This is a genomic window from Streptomyces sp. NBC_01808 (assembly GCF_035917395.1).
GTDB lineage: Bacteria > Actinomycetota > Actinomycetes > Streptomycetales > Streptomycetaceae > Streptomyces.
Map to the genome: position 1 here is coordinate 7,307,116 of NZ_CP109072.1, position 22,018 is coordinate 7,329,133.

The window sequence follows — 22,018 nt, forward strand, 5'->3', positions numbered from 1 at the left end:
CGAGGACGGCTCCGGCGGTTCGGGTAAGGCGGGGGCGGAAGGCGGGCAGGCGGCCGGGCCGGTGGGAGAGGCGCCGGTGCCGAAGGCTTACGACAAGGGCAAGGGCTGGTCGCAGCCGCTGGAGTGGATGGCGGGGTCGACCGCCCCGGCGATGCCCGTGACCGTGGCGCCGCGGGCGGACACGGTGGCATATCTCCTCGGCTCCTCCGGCGGCTTCACCGTCGAGGCCCGCGACGCCGGCTCCGGCGAGCTGCGTTGGTCGAGCAAGTCCTGGACCCCGCCGTCGCCGGTCGAGGAGCCGTCGGCGGACGGGGCGGCGGAGGCCCCGAGCGTGGCCACGGTGGAGCAGGACGGCCGCGAGTACATCGTGGTGTGGGCCCACGGTATGGAGGGCAAGGACGAGTTGCACGACGGCAAGGAGGTCGTGCGCCTGGCGGTCTTCCCCGCGGACGGCTCCGGCGACGGGACGGCTCCCGCGCGGCAGGTCTCGGTGCCGGTCGACGCCCCGTCAGGCGTGCAGGTGCGCGACGGCGGTGACGGGGCGCTGGTCACCTGGGAGCCCGTCGGCTCGGACACCTACGGCGTGTCCGTGGACCTGACGACCGGCAAGCGCACCGCATTCGGCTACGAGGACCTGGACATGCCGCAGTGCGGCCCGGCGTCGTGCATCGGCGGCGGGAAGGTCGTCGGGGCGGGTGGCGAAGGGCCCGTGGTGAGTATGGAGACCGGTGGCTTCGGGATTCCGGGGCGCTGGTTCAACGAGGACTTCGCGCCCGAAGGGGTGTGGAAGGACCCGTACGGCGACGAGATCAACGGCCGGGTGACGGCCGCTTCCCCCGCGCATGTGGCCGCAGTGTGGCGGGTCGGTGAGGCCGGGCTCGATGCCCGGTGGAAGTGGTCGGTGCACGACGCGCGGACGGGGGAACTCCGGGCACAGGTGGACTGCGACGCGGAGGATGTCGCAGAGCAGGGGAGCCTACGGGAGCGGGCGTCCGGCGGGACGCCGGAGCTGTCGGTGTCGCCCGACGGCCGCTACGCGACGGCGGGTCCGGCGGCGTTCGACCTGGAGACCGGCGAGGGCGTCTGCGTGGCCGGTGACGGCGACCGCAAGGAGATGCACCTGCTCTCCGTCACCAACGACGGGATCGGCTACGGGTACGTGACGGAGGAGACGGAGGGCCCTCAGACCGGAGTCCAGGTCGACCTCGCCGGCGGCGAGCCCGAGGCGCTGCCCGCCGGCACCGACCTCCCGTTCCGCCCGCTGCGCGACACCGCGCTGTTCCTCCCCCTGATCGGCGGCGGCGACACCCCGGCGGTGCAGGTGCTGCACCGGCGGTAGGGACAACGCCGGACAACGCGTGCCGGAGACCGGCGGCGGCGCGGCGGCGGCGACCACCGGGTGGGTCGAGCCGTTGCTGCACAGGGAGCGGCTTCTCGGCTGTCCGGGGCGCCCGGTCCCGTCCTCATCCGCGCGCTCGGCCTGAACTGCGTCACCCCGGGAACCGCGCGGTGAGAGCGGCTCTCGGGGCGGTGGTCACTTCCCGCTTCCCGGCAGAGGTTCGGCTGGTCCTACGGGGCGCCGACGGCGCCGCCGGCGGTGGGGCGGGCGTCGCCCCAGTACTCCTGCAAGGCGCGGATCCGGTTGCCGCTGACCTCTATGACGATGAACTCCCAGTTCCGGTAGGCCGCAGTGTTCTCCGAGGCACCCACGGAGTCGTACTCGTAGAAGACTCTGTCCCCGGCCACGGTGGTCCGGCGGCGCGTGCCGAGGACGCGGTTGCCGTTGGCGGCGTGGAACGCCGTCCACTCGGCCACCGCCTGTCGGCCCGCGCCTCCTTCGAACCGTCCGCGGGCAGGGCTCTCCGGAAACCAGAAGCCGAAGTCGTCCGTCAGCATCGCCAGGAACCGTGACCAGTCCCCGGTGCGCCAGCCGCGGTCGAAGGCGTCCATCGCCGCGTTCGCCACCTGCAGTACCCGGTCACGGTGCCGATCGGCGCCGGTCCGGGTCGGCGCCGCATGAGCCGGGAGGGGAGTGAGCGCACCCGTCGTGGCGATGCCGGTGAGCAGGGCGCCAGCGGCGGTGCCGCGCAGCAGGCGGCGTCGATCGGGGTTCGGGGTCACGTCATCCTCCGCGGGTGATTGGTTCGGATCGTGGGAGAGAGCGTTGCGCACCGGCGCGAAAGCCGACCGAAAGGCCCGTCGCGTACGCTGCCGCCGGTCTTCTGCGTGCGGTGAGGAAGAGGTGCGACGAGCGCACCACAGACATCCGATCTCACCCGGACGCAAGGGGTGTTCGATTCGACGACCGCTGGCTACACTCCCGAAACACCTCCGATGTATCCAGGTGTGGGGAGCAGCCAGATGGGCAGACGCACCGTGACCGGACTGAGCATGCTCGCGCTGTGCGCGGCACTCACCATCCCCTCAGCCGCGGTCGATCCCTCACCGCTATCCGATGTCCCGGCCGCGCATGCCGCGGCGGCCGGGTCCGGCCCCGGTTCCGTTCTCTGGTACGACGAGCCCGCCCCGGATACGCATGACGGCTGGGAGCAGCGGTCGTTGCCGATCGGCAACGGTGCCATGGGTGCGTCGGTGTTCGGCGGTGTCGAGGCCGAACGCCTCCAGTTCAACGAGAAGACGCTGTGGACCGGCGGACCGGGCGCGTCCGGCTACAACTTCGGCAACTGGGACGAGCCCCGGCCGGGCGCGCTGGAAGAGGTCCGGCAGCGGATCCAGGACGAGGGTCAGGTGTCCCCGGAGTACGTGCGGGACAAGCTCGGCCACGCGTCCGACTCGCCCCGGCACCGCCGCTTCGGGGCGTACCAGAGCTTCGGCGACCTGCGGCTCGATTTCCCCGATCAGGCGGCGCCGGTTACCGATTACCGCCGGGAGCTGGACATCGGCCGGGGCGTCGCCGGGGTCTCCTACCGGTCGGGCGACGTCAGGTTCACCCGCGAGTACTTCGCCACCGCGGCAGACGGCGTCATCGTCGCCCGCATCAGCGCCGACCGGCCCGGTCAGGTGGACCTCACCTCCCGGATCGGCGTCCCGGCCAACCGGACGAGCGCGGCCGGGGCCCGCGACGGGCGGATCACCGTCAGCGGCGCGCTCGACAGCAACGGCCTGGCGTACGAGGCCCAGCTTCAGGTGCTCAACGAGGGCGGCTCCCGCACCGACGGGGCGGACGGCACGGTGAGCGTGCGGGATGCCGACGAGGTGACGCTGGTTCTGGCGGCCGGGACCGACTATGCCGCCGACTACCCCCGCTACCGGGGCAAGGACCCGCACGCCCGGGTGACCGCGCTGGCCGACGACGCGGCGGCCAAGGGCTACGGCGCGCTGCTGCGCGACCACGAGGCCGACCACGCCGAGCTTTTCGACCGGGTCACGCTCGACCTCGGCGGAGAGATGCCCGATGTGCCGACCGACGAGTTGCTGAGCCGGTACGGCGAAGGGCCGGAGGCGGCCGACCGCGCGCTGGAGGAGCTGTTCTTCCGGTACGGCCGCTATCTGCTGGCCGCCTCCTCCCGCCCGGGCTCGCTGCCGGCGAACCTGCAGGGGGTGTGGAACGACATGGAGGCCCCGCCCTGGCAGGCGGACTACCACCTCAACATCAACCTGCAGATGAACTACTGGCCGGCCGACGTCGCCAATCTGGCCGAGACGGCCGAGCCGCTGTCCGCGTACGTCGACGGTCTGCGGGAGCCCGGACGGGTGACGGCGAAGCAGATGTTCGGGGTCGGGCAGGGGTGGGTCGCCCACCACGCCTCCAACATCTACGGGCACACCGGCGCCTGGGACCACCCGGCGTACTTCTTCCCCGAGTCCGGCGCCTGGCTCGCGGACCAGCTCTACGACCGCTACCGCTTCACCCTCGACAAGGACTACCTCACCGAGGTCGCCTACCCGGTGATGAAGGAGGCGGCGCAGTTCTGGATCGGGAACCTGCGCACCGACCCGTCCGACGGCACCCTGGTCGCCACCCCCAGCCGCTCCCCGGAGATCGGTCCGGCGACCGCCGGCGCGTCGATGTCCCAGCAGATCCTCTGGCACCTCTTCACGGACACCGCAGAGGCTGCCGCCAAGACCGGCGACAGGGCCTTCGCCAAGCGGGCGACCGCCGTCCTGGACAAGCTGGACCCGGGTCTGCGGGTCGGATCCTGGGGGCAGTTGCAGGAGTGGAAGGCCGACATGGACGACCCGGACGAGCACCACCGGCACGTCTCGCATCTGTTCTCCGTCCACCCCGGCCGGCAGATCTCTCCGACCACCACGCCGAAGCTCGCCGAAGCCGCCAAGGTCTCGCTGAACGCCCGCGGAGACGACGGCACGGGATGGAGCAAGGCGTGGAAGATCAACTTCTGGGCGCGGCTCCTCGACGGCGATCGCGCGCACAAGCTGCTCACCCAGCAGCTCGGGCAGAGCACTCTCCCCAACCTCTGGGACACACATCCGCCGTACCAGATCGACGGCAACTTCGGCGCTACCGCCGGGATCGCCGAAATGCTGCTGCAGAGCCACCTCGGCACGATCGACGTCCTGCCCGCGCTGCCGAGCGCCTGGGGGGACGGGAGCGTGGACGGGCTGAAGGCCCGGGGCGCGTTCACGGTGGGTGCGACGTGGCGCGCGGGCGGCCCCACGGAGATCCGGCTGGCCTCTGCCAAGGGCGGGAAAGCGGTGCTGCGACACGAGGCGTTCCGCGGGAAGGTCCGGGTCTACCGGGACAACGGCAGGCCCGCCGGCTTCTCCACCGACGGCGACGTCCTCACGCTGCCGACGAGAGCCGGGGCGACGTACCGCATCGTCCCGCAGCCGAAGTGACGCTCGGCGTCACCGACGAGGCGCGGCGCCCCGGTGCCTGCATACCGCTTTCCCTATCGATCTCATTCTTGAAGCGAAACGTATGCCGATTGCCCGATAAGACGCGCTAGTTCAGACATGTTTGGCGCGCCCGATCCGGACGATTCCGCTTGCTGACGGTGAATCTATTCTTACCTAACGTGATCGAATCTGGGGGGCACCACTGCCGAGGCGTTTCCACACGCAAGAAATTGCGCGGGAAGTTTGGAGAAGTTGTCAACGCAGGGCTTTGCGCTCATTCGACGATTTGCTGAAGGGCCTCGCCAGGGGGGCGAAGCCTTCGGAGGGCAGAGTCATGAGCGCAGTCAAGGACAAGGTCCGGATCGGAACGGGAAGTTCCACGGATGAAGGCCCGGAGGCCAGGGCGGTCCGGAGACGGCCGGCGGTGCCCTTGTTGCTGAACGCGCTGCTGGTGCCGACCGCCGCGGCCCGGGACCGGCCGGCCGTCGTCCCGCCTGAGTCGGGTACGCCGCCCGGTGAGTCCGCGGCGACGCTCGCCGAGCGCAGGGCGCTCGCCCACACCTACGCCATCTGCTACGCCCGGGCCGACAAGCAGGAGAAGACCCTCATCCTCGACAAGGTGTGTGCGGCGACCGGCTGGCACCGCAGCCACGCCCGCAACGCGCTTCTGAACGCCGCACGTCCCAAGCTGGGGCGCCCCCCGCAGCGCCGGAAGTACGACGCGGAGGTCGTCGCCGCGCTGACGCTGTGCTGGACCATTCTCGACCGGCCGGCGGGCAAGCGGTTGGCGCCGATGCTTCCCGAGCTGGTGCCGGTGCTGCGCCGTCACCACGAGCTGTCCATCGACGACGAGTCCGCCGAGCTGCTGATGTCCATGTCGGCAGCGACGATCTCCCGCCGTCTCGCCCCGTACCGGCAGTCCTCCGGAACCGCCCCGCGGCTGCGGCCCGGTTCCCGGCCGCGCGGTGAACTCCCGCTCGTCACCTGGACGGAGTGGGACCACGGCCACCCCGGGTTCTTCGAGATCGCGGTCGTACGCCACGACGGCGGTACGGCGAGCGGCAGTTGCCTGCTGACCGTGGCCGCCACCGACATCGCCACCGGCTGGACCGAGATCCGGACGGTCGGGGGCGTCGGCCAGATACCCCTCGCCCTGGACGGGGTCGCCAAGAACCTGCCCTTCCCGGTGCTCGGACTCGACTGCGGGAGCCACGGCGCCGAGATCGACGGGGCCCTGCTTCGCTGGTGCCGGCAGCGGCGGGTGACCTTCACCCATGCCCGCCCGGTCGGCCGCGGCAGCAACCACGTCGGCCAGCAGAGCTGGCGGATGCTGCACGAACTCGCAGGCGACCACCACTACGACTCCCCGGGGGAACAGGCCCTCCTCAACGAGATCTGGGCCGCGCTCTCACGGCTGACGAACTACTTCTACCCCCAGCAGCGTTCGCTCCCCGGCGGCGGACAGGGCGGCGGCCGCAAGGAGTTCGAGACGGCGACCCCGTACCGCCGCACCAAGCGTCACCGCTGCGTGACCCCGGAGGACCAGGCGATCCTCGCCGACGTGTATCCGTGCCTCAACCCGGCCGAACTGCACCGCCAGGTGGAGCGTCTGGTGAACAGGCTGCACCTCATCGCCCAGAGCCGGGCGGCGTTGCGCCGCTGCCGCACCTTCGGCCCCGGCTTCGCCTTATGACGGAACGGCGAAGGGCTCGCCCCCGCGGCGATGCCGTAGGGGCGAGCCGTTCCGTCAGGCCGGCGGGGGCCGCCGGCGGCCCCCGCGTGTGCCGTCAGTGCCGGGTGGCCGACGCGCGGTCGACGACATCCTGGTAGTCGGTCGTGATGGTCTCCAGACCCGCGGCCATCTCGTCGACGGAGCTTTCCGCCAGGGTGCGTTCGGAGTGGTCCATGCTGCGGTTGGCCTCGACGATCGCGTTGGCGGCCGGGAGCCGGACACTCTCGTACCGCTTGAACGCGGCCGGCACGTCGCCGCCGGCGTCGGCGAGTTCGGTCGCCAGGGCGACGCCGTCGAGGATGGCCTGGGTGCCGCCGTTGGCGCCGATCGGGTACATCGGGTGGGCGGCGTCGCCCAGGAGGGTGACCCGGTTCTCGCCCCAGGAGGGCAGCGGGTCGCGGTCGGCCATCACGTGGTGCATGAGCTGCCCGCTCGACTCCAGAGCCGCGCGGATGTCGAGCCAGCCGAAGTCCCAGTGGGCGAAGTGCGGCAGCAGGTCCTCGAACCTACCGGGGCTGAGCTGCACTTCGCCCTGCCAGTCCGGGTCCGCGGCCAGGCACACCCAGTTCAGGAGCACCTTGCCGCGCTCGGCGTGCGGCCGCGAACACGGGTACGCCACCATCCGGTTGCTCCGGTCGTCGGAGGCGATGATCATCGTCCTGCCGTCGATGAACTCGGGTATCTCGGTCAGGCCGCGCCACATCCGTACGGGGGTCCGGCGCAGCGGAGACCCCTCGGGGTGCAGTTGCGCGCGGATGACCGAGTGCATGCCGTCCCCGGCGATCAGGGCGTCGGCTTCGAGAGTGGACTCGCCCCCGGAGTGCGAGCTGATGTGGACGCGTACGCCGTCCGCGTCCTGCTCGAAGCCCCGCACCCGGGTCGCCGTACGGATGGCGTCGACTCCGAGGCGTGAGTGCACCGCGTCGAGCAGCATCATCTGCAGCTCGCCGCGGTGGATCGAGTACTGCGGAAAGTCGTTGCCCGCGGCGATGCCGCGTGCCTCGGACCACACGGTCGTGCCCTTGTGGTCGAGGTAGCGGTGCTCGCGGGTGGCGATGCCGGTGGCCGCCAGTTTCTCGCCCAGCCCGAGTGCGGTCAGTTCGCCGATCGCCGCGGGCTGGATGTTGATGCCGACACCGAGCGGCCGGATCTCCTCGGCCTCCTCCACCAGGGTGACGCTCAGGCCGCGGGCGTGCAGAGCCAGCGCGGCGGCCAGTCCTCCGATCCCGGCCCCGGCGATGACGATGCCGGGGGAAGCTGTTTCGGTCATGACGGCTGCCACCTTTCTCTACGGATGAGCGGCTGTGCGGGGATTTCTGTGGGGAAGGTCAGGGAGCGGTGAGGACCGGGACGGTGGCCTGGACGTCCGCAGGGCTGCGCCCCTGCGCGTAGCTCACGACACGTGGGGGGCCGCCGGGTGGTCACCGTCCGATGAGGACGAAGACCGCCAGGAGCACCGTGACCCAGCCCATCAGCGCGGCGTGGTAGGGACCGATGAGCGACTTCTTGTGCAGCGCCTCGATCGCCGCTTCGTGCGTGTTGTCGCTGACGTCCCGGATGACGGTGTACAGGAGCCGCTGGCTCACCAGCCAGGCGGCGATCCACGGCACGAACGCCCAGGAGAACCCGAAGGTCACCCACACCGAGACGATGAGCAGCGGGGCGCCCACGAGCAGCATCGAGGACTGGATGTACATCGTCTTGGTGAGTCCCCAGGCGACGGTGTAGGTCCTGATCCCGAACTTCTCGTCCTCGATGTAGTCCTCGGCGTGGCTGGTGACGAAGAGGGACACCAAGAGCAGCGCGAAACCCGCCAGGGCCACGACGCTGCCCCATTCCACGGCGTATTCGGAGGAGCGCAGGACGAACAGGCCGGGCAGGAACACGAGGCTGAGCTGCAGGGTGGGGAGCTGCCAGGCGCCGGCGCCCTTCAGCTTCAGCGGGGGAACCGAGTACTGGAAGCCGAGGAGCCCGACGAAGACGGCCAGCGGCAGCAGGTCCCAGTGCCCGGTCCTGATGGCGAGGAACACGGCCAGCGCGCAGTTGACGGCCGTCGATACGGCGATGTGGGCGACGACCCGCGAGACCCCCAGGCCGTAGATGGCCTCGGACTGCCGGGACTTGTACAGCGCGTCCTGCTCGCGGTCCGCCAGGGCATTGGTCATGTTCCCGATCTGCATGCCGGAGACCGAGAAGAGCACGCCCAGCAGCGTGTTGAGCGAGTAGACGTCCGACCATTCGTGCGCGGCCAGCAGGGCCGGTGCGAAGGAGACGGTGAGGATGACCGGCAGGAACTCGAATCGCCGGATGACACATGCGTACCGCACGCGAGTGGCCAGCGGAGGGCGTTGGCCGGATGGCCCGTCGGAGTCGGTGAGCAGGGCGTCGAGTTGTGCCCTCAGCGGAGGAGCGTCGGCTTTCGGCATGGTCCGTTTCTCTCGTCGTCGGAGTGGGTCTTGCGGGTCTGTGCGGTGGGTGTGACGGGGGGGGCCGGGTGAGGCGGCCTGGGTGGGCAGGACGCCCGTTGACTCGCATGCGCCGCGCAGAGGCGAGTCAACGCCGGACGCCCACCCCGAAAGCCCGTCGGCTCGCGGGCGGCCCGCCCGTCAGGTCGCGGTCAGCGAGACCTCGCCGTCGAGCGTGAAGCCCTCGTAGTCCGCGGCGACGATCTCCCCCAGCTTCTCCCGGTACGCGGCGATGCCGCCGAAGTAGAAGAGGGTGCGCCGCTTCTTTCCGGGGATGTTCGAGCCGAATATCCAGGAATCCGTCTGCGCGAACAGGCTGTGCTCCGCCATCTCCCGGCACATGGCGGTCCACTCCTTCTCCGCGGCGGCGGTGGCCTCGACCGTGCCGGCCCCGCGCCAGCGGGCGGCGTCGATGGTCTCCGCGATCCACTCGACCTGCGTCTGGAGGGCGGGCGGCAGGTTGGAGAAGACGCTGTTGGGGCCGAAGACCGTGAAGAGGTTCGGGAATCCGTTCACGGCCATGCCGAGGTAGCTGCTCGGCTCCTCGCCCCAGTACTCCCTGAGCGAGACACCGCCGCGGCCCCGGATGTCGATCCGGTTGTAACTCCCCTGCATGGCCTCGTAACCCGTCGCGTAGACCAGCACGTCCAGCTCGTGCTCGGTGCCGTCCTCGGTCACCACGCCGGCCGGGGTGATCCGTACGATCGGGTTCTCCTTGGTGGAGACCAGCGTGACGTTGTCGCGGTTGTAGGTCTCGTAGTAATCGGTGTTGCAGATCGGCCGCTTCGCGTAGAAGTCGGTCGGCATGAGCTTGCGCGCGGTCTCCGGGTCCCGCACGATCTCCTTGATCTTCGACCTGATGAACGAGGCGGCGGCGTCGTTCGACTCCGGATTGAACGCGATATCGGCAAAGGTGCCGAACATGAAATGGAACCCGTTGCCCGCATCCCAGCTCTCCTGGAACTTGCGCTCGCGTTCCTCGGCGGAGACGCTCATCGCGGAGATCTGGCTCTCCTCGAAACCGCAGGCGACACGGGAGTTGAAGGCCTTCTCCCAGAACTGCTTGTGGTTCTTCCGGTAGTCCTCGATGAACTCGTCGCTGAGCGGCCCGTCGCCGGCCGGGACGACGTACTGCGCGGAGCGCTGGAAGACCGTGAGGTGTTCGGCGATCTTGGCGGCGGCGCCGATGAACTGGGTTCCGGTCGAGCCGGTGCCGATGACTCCGACCTTCTTGCCGGTGATGTCGAGGTCCTCGGGCCAGGCGCCGGTGTGCACCTGCGTGCCCGTGAAACCGTCCCGTCCCTCGATGTCGGGGAAGCTCGCGGTCGACAGCGGCCCGAGCGCGCCGACGACGTAGCGTGCGGTGAACTCCTCGCCGCCGTCGGTCCGTACGGTCCACAGACCGGAGGTCTCGTCGTAGGCCAGCGACTCGACCGTGGTGTTGAGCTGGATGTCGTCGCGCAGGTCGTACCGGTCGACCACGTGCTCCAGATAGGCCAGGATCTCCGGCTGGGGCGCGTAGCGGGTCTTCCAGTTCCACTCCCGCAGCAGGTCGGAGTCGAAGGAGTAGCGGTACGCGATGCTGTCGACATCGGCGGCCGCGCCCGGATAGCGGTTCCAGTGCCAGGTGCCCCCGATACCGGTCCCCCGCTCGAAGGCCCGCACGTTCAGGCCGAGTGTGTTGCGGAGCTTGTGCAGCATGTAGATACCGGCGAATCCGGCGCCTATGACGATCGAGTCGAGGTGGGTCGGTTTCCTGGGCATAGTGGCCTTTCGGCTCGTGCTGGACAAGGGAACGGCGTGGTTCACGGGTGGATCCTGACGGCCTGCCGTCCGGCGGCGGTCTCCGGCGTGCGCCGGTATCCGGCGAGTCGCTGAGGGCGGGGCAACGGAGCGCGCTCTGCCGGGACGCCGTGGTGCGGGCCGGACGTTCCGGGCAGCCTGTCGCGGATGGTGCTCATGGTGCTCCCTCAGACGTGGATGGTGCCTTCGGCGGCGACCGTGCCGTGGCCGCTCACCCGCACGCGGTCGATCTCGCCGCTGCTCGCGACGGTGGCCTCGGCGAACATGACCAAGTGGCGGCCGCCGAGGTGGCCGCCCTGGTGGATCTCCACGGTCTTCCCGTACGTCACGAGGCCGTACCGCGCGAGGTGGATGGCGAGCGCGCCGGCGGCGGAACCCGTGGCCGGGTCCTCGGCGACGCCGTGGGCGGGCGAGAACGCCCGCGCGTGCCACCGCTCGCCCTCGGGGGCGAAGCACGTGGCGGCCATGCCGGGGAAGGCGGCGAGCGCCCGGTGGCCGGGGCGCAGCCCGGCGAGCGCCGCCGCGTCGGGAAGTCCGACGAACACGTGCCGGGGACCGCTGCGGTAGATGTCCACCGGGAGGGTGGAGGCGGTGATGCCGAGTGCCTTGAGCAGCGCCTCGGCGTGCTCGTACGGCTCCCAGACCGGGATCGGCTGTTCCATGGAGACGTACGCCACGCCTCCGCCGGACTGGGCCGCGGGAGTCCGGTCGACGCTGAAGGGCACGACACCCGTCTGCGTCTCGAAGCGCAGCCGGTCCGTACGCAGGTCGAGCGCGACCGCGGCCGCCGTGGCGAGCAGCGGGTGCCCGGCGAACGGGATCTCGTCGTCGGGGGTGAAGATCCGCACCCGTACATCCGCGTCCGTGGCCCGCGGCGGCAGCAGGAACACCACTTCGGACAGGTTCATCGCCCTGGCGATGCGCCGCATCTGCTCGTCCGTCAGATCCGCCGCGTCGAAGAACACCGCGACCGGACTGCCGGAGAGCGGCTGGGTGGCGAAGGCGTCGACGACGACGTACCGGTGCGAGGAGTCACGGATACGGACGGCGCCCGCGCCCCGGGCCGTGGCCTGCACCTCGAAGCGGTCCCGGTGGGTGATGGGGGAACCGACCAGGGAGGCGGCCAGGTTCTCGGGGAGCGAGGCGGGCTGCTCGCCGTCCCACACCATGACCGCACCCCAGCGCTGGCCGTCCGGGTCGGCGATCCAGAACTTCTCCCGCAGCCCCTCGACGGCCTGCCAGTTGTGGACGACACCGTCCTCGTTCAGATGCTGCTTGAGGCTCTCGACCGTGGCGGGGGAACCCTTGAGATCCCACCAGGCGATCTCCATCTTCATCGTGTCAGAACCCCTTCGCACGCGTCGGTGAGGGGGCGCGGACCGAGACGATGCGCCCCCGGTGGGCGGGCAGGACGCGCGGGGCGATCAGGGAATCGGTGACCGAGGGGACATTGCGGACCGGGGCGAGTTGACGAGGGTTTTCCCATTTCGGCTGCCGAGCGGCCGGAAGCCGCAGGTCCGGAAAGCCTGAATCGTTCACGTAAAATCTTCCCCCGTAGATTTACGAATGATGGACCACTCAACTACAGGCCCGGCTCATGCCTCTCCACGGGTGTTCCTGTACTGCGTTGCGCTCATATCCGTTACCCCGACAGCTCTTGGAACAAATTGCGTGTACGCACGTTCAGCCACGGATGGGTTGGGTGAGGTGCCGAGAATTTACCGACGGTGCCCGGCGGTTGCAAACGTCTGTTGCCTCATGAAGATCCGCGCGTTGCCGTCGTCGTGCAACTTTCCGGATGGCGTCGTTCCGATTTTCGTCACGGACCGCAATGGCGTAATCGCGCGCAGTGCAAGCAATGCTTCCGCCCCGTCGCGGAGAATGAGAAATCGGGGCAATGCGGCGGTGTCTACCCTCGCAGGGCCAGCACCGCCCAGGCCGCCGTCGCGACCGTCGCGGCACCGAGTTTGAGGAGGGGGAGGCGGGTCAGCAGCCGGTCGTCCCACTCCTCGCCGGTGCCGGAGGCGAACCGCAGGGCCGGGGTGGCCGCGCGGCCCAGCGCGAAGCCCAGACCGGCCGCCAGCGCCACGCCCGCGTCGTTGGCCAGCAGCACTCCGAGCGCGAGGGCGTACGGCAGGCTCGCCGACACGTAGGTCCGCACCCCGGTGCCCATCTCGAACCCGAACTGGAGTGCGCCGCGCGCCAGATGGCGTTGCAGCACGTCCTGCGGCACCTGCCGCGCGTTCTGCGGCAGCCGCAGGCGCAGCATGCCTGCGTCGCGTGCGACGGCGAGCAGCCCGAGGGCGGCCGTCGCCCCCGCGCGCCAGTCCGCCGGGACGGGGGTGACCAGCCCGGACGCAAGCCACAGCACGGTGGCCGAGAGCAGGGCGCCGAGCAGCAGCCCGGTGGAGAAGACCCCCAGCACGGTGGTCTGTCGGTGAACGGCCCGCCAACCTGGCGAGGCAAGCGCGTGCGCGCTGTTCCGCGTTCAAACGGAGCCGGAGAGCGAGTAGCCGGCCAGCCCGCCGAGGACCGTCCAGGTGAGCAGGGGACCGTACCAGCCGGCCGCCACCGCACCGCTGCTGAGCACGAGCATCGGCACCGCCGGGTCGGTCAGCCGGCCGCGCCACGCCGGTCTGGCCGGTCCCGTACCGACCCGGCCCACGTCACGCGCCGCCGACGAGCGTGCGCCAGGTCTGCTGGCCGACGACGCCGTCGACGGTCAGTCCGGCGCCCCGCTGGAACTCCCGGGTCGCGGTCGCCGTGAGCGCGCCGAACTTGCCGTCCACGGTGAGGGGGTAGCCGTGCTTCACGAGCTGGCGCTGGGCGGCGCTGACGGCGGCGCCGGAGTCGCCCTGCCGGACGGTGGCCACCAGGTGGGTCCAGGTGGTCGCGGTGACCGTGCCGGTCGGCTGCAGACCCTGGGCCTCCTGGAAGCCGCTGACCGCGGTCGCGGTGTCGGGCCCGAAGATCCCGTCCGGCTCGGTGGGGAACTCGCGGAAGCCCAGGAGGTGCTGGGCCGTGTACACGTCCGGGCCGCGCGCACCGTCCCGCAGCGTGGGCCAGGTGACGGCGCCCTCGCAGCCGCAGTCGGTGGTCCAGCGGCAGATGGAGCGCACCCAGCCGGAGCCGGAGTTGAAGTAGCCGTCGTGGCAGCGCCGTTCGATGCCGCAGCCGCAGGCTCCGCACGCGCCGCTGAACGCCCACAGCCAGCCGTCGTAGGAGCCGGAGTAGCACTGGTTGGGCCGCAGGGTCCAGGTCACCCCGTCGTTGCGGTGGAAGCCCTCGTGCGGGCCGCTCGTCTCACAGGCGGCGGCGTGCACGGTGCTCGGGCCGCAGCCCGGGGAGCAGTCGTGTTCCGAGGCGTAGGAGGGGCACGCACCCTCCCAGATGTCGTAGCCGTCGGCGTACGCCTCCCTGGCCGCCCCGAAGACGCCGAGGGCGGCGAAGCCCACGACCGTCGCCGACTGGAGCACGGTGCGCCGCCGGGGTGCCAGGCTCGGCAGCGAGGAGGTGCTCCGGCGGCGGGTGGGCCGGTCGGCGGCGCCGGAGCGGCGCAGTTGGGGAACCTCGTCGAGGGTGGTCATCACGCGCTCCTCGGCTGACTGGTGTGGTGGGGGGCTGCGGCGACCAGGTCGCCCAGCGCGTCGGCGGAGCCGAGCGGCTCGCTGCGTACGACGCGCCCGGTGGTGCCGACGAGCACGGCGAACGGGGTCGCGATCGCGTCGTAGGCGGTGAAGAGGTCGGGCCGGTTTCCTGTGACCGGCACGCCGGCCTCCGTGGCGGGAGGCGCGTCACCGGCGTAGACGGCGCGCACCGCGGGCGGCCCGTCGAGGCGGCCGGCCGCCGCCAGCACCTCGGCGCAGGTGCGGCAATCGGCGCTGAGGAAGAGCAGCAGCGTCTCGCGGTCGGCGGCCAGCAGCTCGTCCGCGTGCGGCGCGGCGCTGCCCGGCGTCACGCCCAGCCGCCCGGGGGAGCGGACCACTGCGCCCCGCGAGAGCTGGTGGACCTGCCGTACCAGCCCGGACACCACGAGGGCGAGCAGGGCGATGGCGACCCAGGACAGGATCAGGGCGCTGGTGGTGAAGTCCACGGTCAGTGGCCTCCTTCGACGGCTGGGGCGGTGCCGCTGCGGGCCGGTGTGTGTGCGGTCGCGGCGGGTCGGACCATGGCCGCCGGCAGCACCCAGAGCAGGGCCGCCAGGGTGACGGCGGCCAGCGCCGCCGTGGTCCACTCGGCCGGGCCCTCGGGCGGGTCGCCGGCCCCCGCGGCCAGCGCGGCGCCGACGGCGGCCAGTCCTGCGAACGCCCAGGCCCGGCCGGCGACCCAGGAACTCAGGGGGACGTCCGAGCGCGAGCAGCCGCAGGGGCCGCCGCGCCCGGCCGCCAGGGCGTACCCGGTGTAGAGGGCGTAGCAGGCGAAGACCAGCGCGGCGGCGCCGAGCACGGCGGCGAGCGCGGCGCGGTGGCCGGCGAGCAGCGCGGCGACGCCGGCGACGGCGAGCAGGCTCTCGGCCGCCGTGGCCGCCCGCGCGGCCGGCACCACGGCGCGCCGCGGCAGCAGCCGGTGGGCGGTCAGCGCGCCGGGCAGCGCGGCGGGCCGGCTCAGGTGCGCGGCGCCGCCCGCGAGCAGCGCCAGCAGCACCACGCCCGTTGCCGTGGCGGCGAGCAGGGACGTCACCCCACGGCCCGCAGGTCGAGCGCATCGACCAGCGTGGGCACGCGGTCGGCGGTGGTGTCGGCCAGCGGCACGATGGTCGCCCACACCTCCTCGCCGGAGAGCACGAAGAACGGGCGCCCGTCGGAGAGCGAGTCGCGGAACAGCTCGCCCGAGGTCACCGACGCGCCCTGCCAGGGCGGGAGTTGCACGGTGTGCTCGCGGGTGGGCCGGCTCATCTCGACCAGGCCGAGCGTCGGCACTTCCTTGAGCACCGTGGCCGGCCGGGCCAGGCGGGTGCCGGCGGAGGCGTCCGGGGTGAGCGTGATGCCGTCGGAGTGCTCGGCGATGCCGAGGGTGCGCAGGAGCAGCAGCACGTCGGCGAGCGCGGCCCGGTAGAGCCGGGTGATCAGGCTGAACCGCCGGCCCTGCCAGACCACCAGCGTCGGGTTCTCCACCTGCTGCGCCTGGGCGTCGTACTCGCTGGTGGTGGCGGTACGCAGCGTGCCGCCCTGGAAGGAGAGTTCGCTGTCGAACCTGGTGATCCCCAGCGACGCGGCCACCGACTCGGCCAAGTCGGCGGGCCCGGCGGTGAGTTCGAGGAGGCGGCCGTCGGCGATCACCTCGACGACGGAGGTCGCGGGCCGCGTCAGGTCGAGGTCGGCGGCGAGGCGGTACGCGATACCGTCCAACGCGCGGTGCTCGACGGCAGTGGATGACGCCACGTGGTCCTCCCGTAGCACGGTGTCCCGAACCTGTTGCGCTGACCGGCGGTCAACTCTACCCGGGTAGAATGACGGTGTACATACAAGCCAGGTCGTTCACTTCCCGGAGCCGCGCCGTTCAGCCGCGTACCACCACCGGCGACTCGCCGGCCGGCAGCACCTCGCCGATCACCGGGTGTCCAGGCACCTCGCCGGCCAGCAGCAGCCCTCCCGAGGTCTGTGCGTCGGCGAGCAGCAGCCGTTCCACCTCGGGGAGTGCACCGAAGTCCACCCAGGGCTCGACCCACGTCAGATTCCGCCGGGTGCCGCCGCTGACGTAGCCGTCCACCGCCGCCGGCCCGGCCGCCGCCAGCAGCGGAACGGCCGCCGCGTGGATCGCCAGCGTCACGCCGGAGGCACGCGCCAGTTTGTACGCGTGGCCCAGCAGCCCGAACCCCGTGACATCCGTGCCCGCCCGGATGCCCGCGGCCACCGCCGCGGTCGCCGCGTCCCGGTTCAGCGCGGCCATCACGGCCACCGCCTCGGGGAAGACCTCCCCGGTCGCCTTGTGCCGGGCGTTGAGCACCCCGCTGCCCAGCGGCTTCGTGAGGGTCAGCGCCTGCCCCGGCTCGGCCGCGTCCAGCCGTAGCATCCGCTCGGGGTGGACCATCCCCACCACCGACATCCCGTACTTGGGCTCCGGATCGGTCACGCTGTGGCCGCCCGAGACCTGGCAGCCCGCCGCGTGCGCCACGTCACGGCCGCCCCGCAGCACCTCGGCGGCCAGCTCCATCGGCAGCGTGTCCCCGGGCCAGGCGAGGAGGTTGACCGCCGCCCACGGGGTGCCGCCCATCGCGTAGACGTCGGAGAGCGCGTTGGCCGCCGCGATCCGGCCCCAGTCGTAGGCGTCGTCCACCACCGGCGTGAAGAAGTCGGCCGTCGTGACGATGGCCCGCTCACCGTCGAGGCGGACCACGGCGGCGTCGTCTCCGCCGCCCTCCAGGCCCACCAGCAGTTCGGCGGCCGGATCCTCCGGGCGGCTGCCCGTCCGGTTCAGGGAGGAGACGAGGGTGTCGAGTTCGCCGGGGGGAATCTTGCAGGCGCAGCCACCGCCGCCCGCGTACTGGGTCAGTCGAACGGTCATCCGCCGGACGTTACGCCCGAACGCCCCTGCGCGGACAGGGGACAGGGGCGTCCTGCGGGGACGTAGACTCCCTGCCGGAGGCGGGCGGGTGCCTGGTGGCCCTCACGGTCTTCAACACCGATGCGGTCGGGCACCCCGGCCGGGTGGGTTCGATTCCCATACGCCTCCGCCAGGAAGCTCCGACGCTGTTGGGGACGCCACCGGGGAGGCCGGCGTTGACGAACACCAGACGCCGCGTTCCGCGTACCGACGCCCTGCTCGCCGACGCCCGGCTCGCCGACGCCGCAGGGCGGCTGGGGGGCACTCTGGTCCGTCGCGCGGTCGCGGAGGCCCAGCACCGGGTGCGGAACGGCGGATTGGCCCCCGAAGAGGCCGCCGACGCGGCCGTCGCCGCCCTGCCCCGGAACGCCACCTCACTGCGCCCGGTGGTGAACGCCACCGGCGTCGTCGTGCACACCAACCTCGGCCGCGCGCCGCTCTCCCCGGCCGCCACCGAGGCGCTACGGGCCGCCTCCGGCGCCACCGATGTCGAGTTCGACCTGGGCGACGGGCGCCGTGCCCGGCGGGGGAGGGGCGCGCTCGCCGCCCTCGCCGAGGCCGTCCCGAACGCCGAGGCCGTCCATCTGGTCAACAACAACGCCGCCGCACTGGTGCTGGCCGCCACCGCCCTCGCCGGGGGCCGCGAGATCGTCATCAGCCGGGGCGAGCTGGTCGAGATCGGCGACGGTTTCCGCCTCCCCGAACTGCTGGAGAGCACCGGCGCCCGGCTGGTCGAGGTCGGCACCACCAACCGCACCCACTTCGACGACTACGCGCGTGCCGTCGGCCCCGGCACAGGGCTCGTCCTCAAGGTGCACCCGTCCAACTTCCTGACCACCGGCTTCGTCTCCTCCGTTCCCGTCGCCCGGCTCGCCACGCTGGGCGTACCGCTGGTCCACGACATCGGCTCCGGGCTGTTGCGGCCACACCCCGCGCTGCCGGACGAGCCCGACGCCGCCACCTCCCTCGACCAGGGTGCAGGGCTGGTCACCGCCAGCGCGGACAAGCTGCTCGGCGGCCCGCAGGCGGGCCTGCTGCTCGGCCGGCGCGACCTTGTCGAACGGCTCCGCACCCACCCGCTGGCCCGCGCGCTGCGTGTCGACAAACTGACCCTCGCCGCCCTGGAGGCCACCGTTCTCGGTCCGCGGCCCCCGGTGGTACGGGCCCTGGCGGCCCGCGAAGCCGAACTCGGCGCCCGCGCCGGGACGTTGGCGGCCGGGCTCGCCGAACAGGGCGTCGCCGCCGAGGCGGTGCCCAGCGATGCCCGGGTCGGCGGCGGGGGAGCGCCCGGCGTCACCCTGCCCAGCGCCGCCGTCGCGCTGCCCACCGCCCTCGCCGGGCCGCTGCGCACCGGCGACCCGGCCGTCGTGGGCCGCGTCCACGGCGACCGGCTGCTGCTCGACCTGCGGACCGTTCCCGAGGAGGACGACGCGACACTGCTCGCCGCCGTCCTCGCCGCGGTGGCCCCGCCGCCGGAGGGGGCGTGACCGCGGTTCCCGGCTTGGTGATCGCGACGGCCGGCCACGTCGACCACGGCAAGTCGACGCTGGTACGCGCCCTCACCGGCACCGACCCCGACCGGCTCACCGAGGAGCGGCGGCGCGGCCTCACCCTCGACCTCGGCTTCGCCTGGACCACCGCGCCCGGCGGGCGCGCCCTCGCCTTCGTCGACGTGCCCGGCCACCACCGCTATCTGGCCACCACCTTCGCCGGGATCGCCACCGCGCCCGCCGTCCTGCTGGTGGTCTCCGCCGAGGAGGGCTGGCGCCGGCAGACCGCGGAACACCTCGCCGCGCTCGACGCGTTCGGCGTACGCACCGGGCTGCTGGCCGTCACCCGCACCGACCTCGCCGACCCCGGGCCGGCCCTCGCCGAGGCGGTGGAACGGACCGCCGGGACCGGCCTCGCCGGCGCGCCCGCCGTCGCCGTCAGCGCCCGCACCGGCGAGGGGCTCGACCGGCTTCTCCGCGAACTCGACGCGCTGGCCGCCGCCCGGCCGCCGCCCGATCCGGCGGCCCCCGTACGGCTGTGGCTGGACCGGGCATTCACCATGCCCGGCGCCGGTACGGTCGTCACCGGCACCCTCTCCGCCGGAACCCTCGCCGAGGGCGACACCCTGCACCTCGCCCCCGCCGGCCGCACCGTGCAGGTGCGCGGCCTGCACAGCCTCGGCCACGCGGTTCCCCGGGTGACGGGCCCCGCCCGCGTCGCCGTGAACCTCCGCCGCATCGCCGCCGATCAGGTCCGAAGGGGCAACGCGCTGCTCACCCCCGGGCGTTGGTGGACCACGGACCTCGTGGACATCCGCTACGAACCGACGAGCGGTACGGACGACGGCGGTGCACCTCCCCGGCTGCCGGCCGAACCCCTGGTCCACTGCGGCACCGCCGCGACCAGCGCGCGGCTGCGGCCGCTCGGCCCGGACGCCGCCCGCCTCGCCCTGCGCACGCCGCTGCCGCTCCACGTCGGCGACCGGCTGCTGCTGCGCGACCCGGGTTCCCGGCTGCTGGTCGGCGCGACGGTGCTGGACCCGGAGCCGCCCCCGCTGACCGGCCGGGGAGCCGCCGCCACCCGCGCCCGCCTGCTGGCCGGCATCGCCGAGCCGACCGACCCCGCCGTCCGGCTGGCCGCCGTCGGCCTGGGCGAACGCGGCCGGCTCGCCGCGCAGGGCTACGCCGTGGACGCGGCCGGCGAACGCTGGCTGCTCGGCCGAGGGCACGCGGAACGGCTGGGCGCCGCCCTGGCCGCGGCGGTACGGGAACACGCCGAGGCCCACCCCGTCGACCCGGGGCTGCCGGTCGCCCGGGCCCGTCAGCTCCTCGCCCTGCCGCCGGACACCACCTGGGACGCCCTGGCCGGCGTGTCCGGCGCCGAACTGATCCTGCGCGACGGCAGGCTGTACCGCGCCGACGAGGCGGACCGGCTGCCCGCTGCGGTCGCCGCCGGGTTGAAGCGGCTGCTGGACGAGCTGCGGTCCGCCCCGTTCCAGGCCCCCACCCGCCGGCGTCTGGACGAACTGGGCCTCGATGCCGAGGCGTTGAGCCTCCTGGTGCGCCGCGGCAAGCTGGAGCGCGTGGGTCCGGTCCACCTCCCCGCCGGGTCCGTGGGCCGTGCGGCCCGCGAACTCGCCGGGCTGCCCCAGCCGTTCACGGTCGGCGAGGCCGCCCGCGCCCTCGCCGTCAGCCGCCGCGTCGCGATCCCTCTCCTGGAAACCCTCGACGAGACCGGCCGCACCCACCGCCACCCCGACGGCCGCCGGGTCCTCACGGACCGCGGCTGAGGGTTGCCGCCGCGCTGCCGGGGCGGACTCCCCACCTACCGGGCAACTGCCGGGCTAGGTCGCGGAGGCGGTCTCCTTGTCCAGCCGGGGGCCTTCCTCGACGAAGGACAGCTCCCGGCCGTCCCGGAGGCCGGACACCCCGATGAGCGAGAGCACGCACATGAAGACCATCAGTGTGGACAGTGCCCACGTGCCGCCGGTGACCGCGGTCAGGGCGGCCGCGATGAACGGCAGGGTGCCGCCCGCGACCGCGGCGGCGAACTCCCTGCTCACCGCGACGCCCGTGTACCGCACGTGGGTGTCGAACTGCTCGGGGAGCATCGCCGCCTGGGCACCGAGCATCAGGTCGTTGGCGAAGGTGAGCATCAGGGTCATCGCGATCCACACCACCCAGGAGTGGCCGGTGTCGAGCAGCCAGAAGAAGGGGAACGCGAGGAGGGCGCACAGCACCGCTCCCGACGCGAAGACCGGCTTCCGGCCCCATCTGTCCGAGAGCGCCCCGGACAGCGGAAGGGTGACCACCTTGACGGAGTTGGCGATCAGGAGCCCGATGGTGCCGACGCTGGCGGCCATGCCCAGGTCGTCCTCGATATAGGTGAGGGCGTAGACGCTCGGCACGTAGGTCGCGACGTTCGGACCGATGTTGGTGAGCAGACACCGCAGCAGCGTCCTCGGCTCGTTCCGGGCCAGGTCCAGAGCCGGCGTCGACGTCCGCCCGCCCTGCTCCCTGGTCTGGTCGAACGCGGGTGTCTCGGCCACGCGCATACGGATGTACAGGCCCACCGGCAGGATCAGGATGCTGAGCAGGAAGGGGATCCGCCAGCCCCAGGTGGTGAACTGGTCGTCCGGGAGCATGGTGAACGGGGTGAAGACGGCGGCGGCCAGAATGACGCCGACCCCGTTGCCCGTGGGCGGAATGGCCGCGTACAGACCGCGCTTGCGCGGCGGTGCGTGCTCGGCCGCCATCAGCGCCCCGCCGGCGTACTCCGCTCCGGCGCCGAGTCCCTGGAGGATGCGCAGGAACACCAGCAGTGCGGGGGCGGCGACGCCGATGCTGTCGTAGCTGGGGATCAGGCCCATGAGGGTGGAGGCCACCGCCATCAGGCAGAGCGTGATCACCAGGACCTTCTTCCGGCCGATCCGGTCCCCGTAGTGACCGAAGAGCAGGCCGCCGAACGGCCGGGCGAAGAAGCCGACGGCGAACGTGGCGAGAGCGGACAACGTCCCCACCATCGGGTCGTGGCCGGGGAAGAAGACCTCGTCGAAGACCAGCGCGGCGGCGGTCCCGAAGAGCATGAAGTCGTACCACTCCAGGGCGGTGCCCACGGTGCTGGCGCTCACAACGCGACGAATCATGGCGTGTCCCTTCGTTCA

General features: G+C 72.3%; 18 protein-coding genes and 1 tRNA gene. 6 read left to right on the plus strand and 13 right to left on the minus strand.

Annotated elements, in window-relative coordinates:
* Nucleotides 1-76 precede the first annotated feature (76 nt).
* Nucleotides 77-1,339 carry a hypothetical protein gene (locus tag OG946_RS32125; RefSeq protein ID WP_326799446.1) on the plus strand — a complete coding sequence of 421 codons (1,263 nt, stop codon included), beginning with the start codon at nt 77-79 and terminating at the stop codon, nt 1,337-1,339.
* A gap of 230 nt (nt 1,340-1,569) precedes the next feature.
* Here OG946_RS32125 and OG946_RS32130 read toward each other — a convergent pair whose 3' ends face one another.
* Nucleotides 1,570-2,121 (minus strand): nuclear transport factor 2 family protein, encoded by a 552-nt coding sequence (locus OG946_RS32130; RefSeq protein ID WP_326799447.1) that lies wholly within the window; start codon nt 2,119-2,121, stop codon nt 1,570-1,572.
* A gap of 240 nt (nt 2,122-2,361) precedes the next feature.
* Between OG946_RS32130 and OG946_RS32135 the strand changes: the two genes are divergently transcribed.
* Complete coding sequence (locus tag OG946_RS32135) at nt 2,362-4,821, plus strand: glycoside hydrolase family 95 protein (protein ID WP_326799448.1); 2,460 nt, start codon at nt 2,362-2,364, stop codon at nt 4,819-4,821.
* A 424-nt stretch (nt 4,822-5,245) separates the two neighbouring features.
* The gene (locus tag OG946_RS32140; RefSeq protein WP_326799449.1) at nt 5,246-6,514 is read left to right on the plus strand and encodes a hypothetical protein; all 1,269 of its coding nucleotides are present in this window, start codon (nt 5,246-5,248) and stop codon (nt 6,512-6,514) included.
* Nucleotides 6,515-6,608: 94 nt separating this feature from the next.
* Here OG946_RS32140 and OG946_RS32145 read toward each other — a convergent pair whose 3' ends face one another.
* The 11 genes from OG946_RS32145 to selD form a co-directional block, all read right to left on the minus strand.
* Nucleotides 6,609-7,823, minus strand: coding sequence for an FAD-dependent monooxygenase (locus tag OG946_RS32145; RefSeq protein WP_326799450.1), 1,215 nt, complete (start codon nt 7,821-7,823; stop codon nt 6,609-6,611).
* 151 nt (nt 7,824-7,974) lie between these two features.
* On the minus strand, nt 7,975-8,979 hold the full coding sequence (locus OG946_RS32150; RefSeq protein WP_326799451.1) for a UbiA family prenyltransferase: 1,005 nt from the start codon (nt 8,977-8,979) through the stop codon (nt 7,975-7,977).
* A gap of 180 nt (nt 8,980-9,159) precedes the next feature.
* On the minus strand, nt 9,160-10,782 hold the full coding sequence (locus OG946_RS32155; protein WP_326799452.1) for a flavin-containing monooxygenase: 1,623 nt from the start codon (nt 10,780-10,782) through the stop codon (nt 9,160-9,162).
* A gap of 206 nt (nt 10,783-10,988) precedes the next feature.
* Nucleotides 10,989-12,158, minus strand: coding sequence for a PhzF family phenazine biosynthesis protein (locus OG946_RS32160; protein ID WP_326799453.1), 1,170 nt, complete (start codon nt 12,156-12,158; stop codon nt 10,989-10,991).
* A 572-nt stretch (nt 12,159-12,730) separates the two neighbouring features.
* On the minus strand, nt 12,731-13,246 hold the full coding sequence (locus OG946_RS32165) for a hypothetical protein (RefSeq protein WP_326799454.1): 516 nt from the start codon (nt 13,244-13,246) through the stop codon (nt 12,731-12,733).
* Nucleotides 13,247-13,309: 63 nt separating this feature from the next.
* Nucleotides 13,310-13,486 carry a hypothetical protein gene (locus tag OG946_RS32170; RefSeq protein ID WP_326799455.1) on the minus strand — a complete coding sequence of 59 codons (177 nt, stop codon included), beginning with the start codon at nt 13,484-13,486 and terminating at the stop codon, nt 13,310-13,312.
* 1 nt (nt 13,487) lies between these two features.
* Nucleotides 13,488-14,408, minus strand: coding sequence for a peptidoglycan-binding domain-containing protein (locus OG946_RS32175; RefSeq protein ID WP_326799456.1), 921 nt, complete (start codon nt 14,406-14,408; stop codon nt 13,488-13,490).
* Complete coding sequence (locus OG946_RS32180; protein WP_326799457.1) at nt 14,408-14,914, minus strand: hypothetical protein; 507 nt, start codon at nt 14,912-14,914, stop codon at nt 14,408-14,410. The genes OG946_RS32175 and OG946_RS32180 overlap by 1 nt, the downstream gene beginning before the upstream one ends.
* A 2-nt stretch (nt 14,915-14,916) precedes the next feature.
* Entirely contained in the window at nt 14,917-15,501 is a 585-nt protein-coding gene (locus OG946_RS32185) for a MauE/DoxX family redox-associated membrane protein (protein WP_326799458.1), read from the minus strand.
* The gene (locus OG946_RS32190) at nt 15,498-16,202 is read right to left on the minus strand and encodes a hypothetical protein (protein ID WP_326799459.1); all 705 of its coding nucleotides are present in this window, start codon (nt 16,200-16,202) and stop codon (nt 15,498-15,500) included. The genes OG946_RS32185 and OG946_RS32190 overlap by 4 nt, the downstream gene beginning before the upstream one ends.
* 118 nt (nt 16,203-16,320) lie before the next feature.
* On the minus strand, nt 16,321-17,325 hold the full coding sequence (selD, locus tag OG946_RS32195; protein ID WP_326799460.1) for a selenide, water dikinase SelD: 1,005 nt from the start codon (nt 17,323-17,325) through the stop codon (nt 16,321-16,323).
* Between the two features lie 76 nt (nt 17,326-17,401).
* On the opposite strand from selD, the gene OG946_RS32200 reads away from it, so the two are divergent.
* The 3 genes from OG946_RS32200 (at nt 17,402) to OG946_RS32210 (ending at nt 20,644) form a co-directional block, all read left to right on the plus strand.
* Nucleotides 17,402-17,497: transfer RNA gene (locus OG946_RS32200), tRNA-Sec, on the plus strand.
* Nucleotides 17,498-17,540: 43 nt separating this feature from the next.
* Nucleotides 17,541-18,851, plus strand: coding sequence for an L-seryl-tRNA(Sec) selenium transferase (gene selA, locus OG946_RS32205; RefSeq protein ID WP_326799461.1), 1,311 nt, complete (start codon nt 17,541-17,543; stop codon nt 18,849-18,851).
* Entirely contained in the window at nt 18,848-20,644 is a 1,797-nt protein-coding gene (locus OG946_RS32210) for a SelB domain-containing protein (RefSeq protein ID WP_326799462.1), read from the plus strand. The genes selA and OG946_RS32210 overlap by 4 nt, the downstream gene beginning before the upstream one ends.
* A 54-nt stretch (nt 20,645-20,698) precedes the next feature.
* On the opposite strand, the gene OG946_RS32215 is transcribed toward OG946_RS32210, so the two are convergent.
* Nucleotides 20,699-21,985, minus strand: a complete 1,287-nt coding sequence (locus tag OG946_RS32215; RefSeq protein ID WP_326799463.1) for an MFS transporter — start codon at nt 21,983-21,985, stop codon at nt 20,699-20,701.
* Nucleotides 21,986-22,018: the final 33 nt, after the last annotated feature.

Coding starts and splice junctions, on each gene's coding strand:
- OG946_RS32135 (WP_326799448.1), top strand. CDS start 2,362: ATGGGCAGACGCACCGTGACCGGACTGAGCATGCTCGCGCTGTGCGCG.
- OG946_RS32145 (WP_326799450.1), bottom strand. CDS start 7,823: ATGACCGAAACAGCTTCCCCCGGCATCGTCATCGCCGGGGCCGGGATC.
- OG946_RS32150 (WP_326799451.1), bottom strand. CDS start 8,979: ATGCCGAAAGCCGACGCTCCTCCGCTGAGGGCACAACTCGACGCCCTG.
- OG946_RS32155 (WP_326799452.1), bottom strand. CDS start 10,782: ATGCCCAGGAAACCGACCCACCTCGACTCGATCGTCATAGGCGCCGGA.
- OG946_RS32160 (WP_326799453.1), bottom strand. CDS start 12,158: ATGAAGATGGAGATCGCCTGGTGGGATCTCAAGGGTTCCCCCGCCACG.
- OG946_RS32175 (WP_326799456.1), bottom strand. CDS start 14,408: ATGACCACCCTCGACGAGGTTCCCCAACTGCGCCGCTCCGGCGCCGCC.
- selD (WP_326799460.1), bottom strand. CDS start 17,325: ATGACCGTTCGACTGACCCAGTACGCGGGCGGCGGTGGCTGCGCCTGC.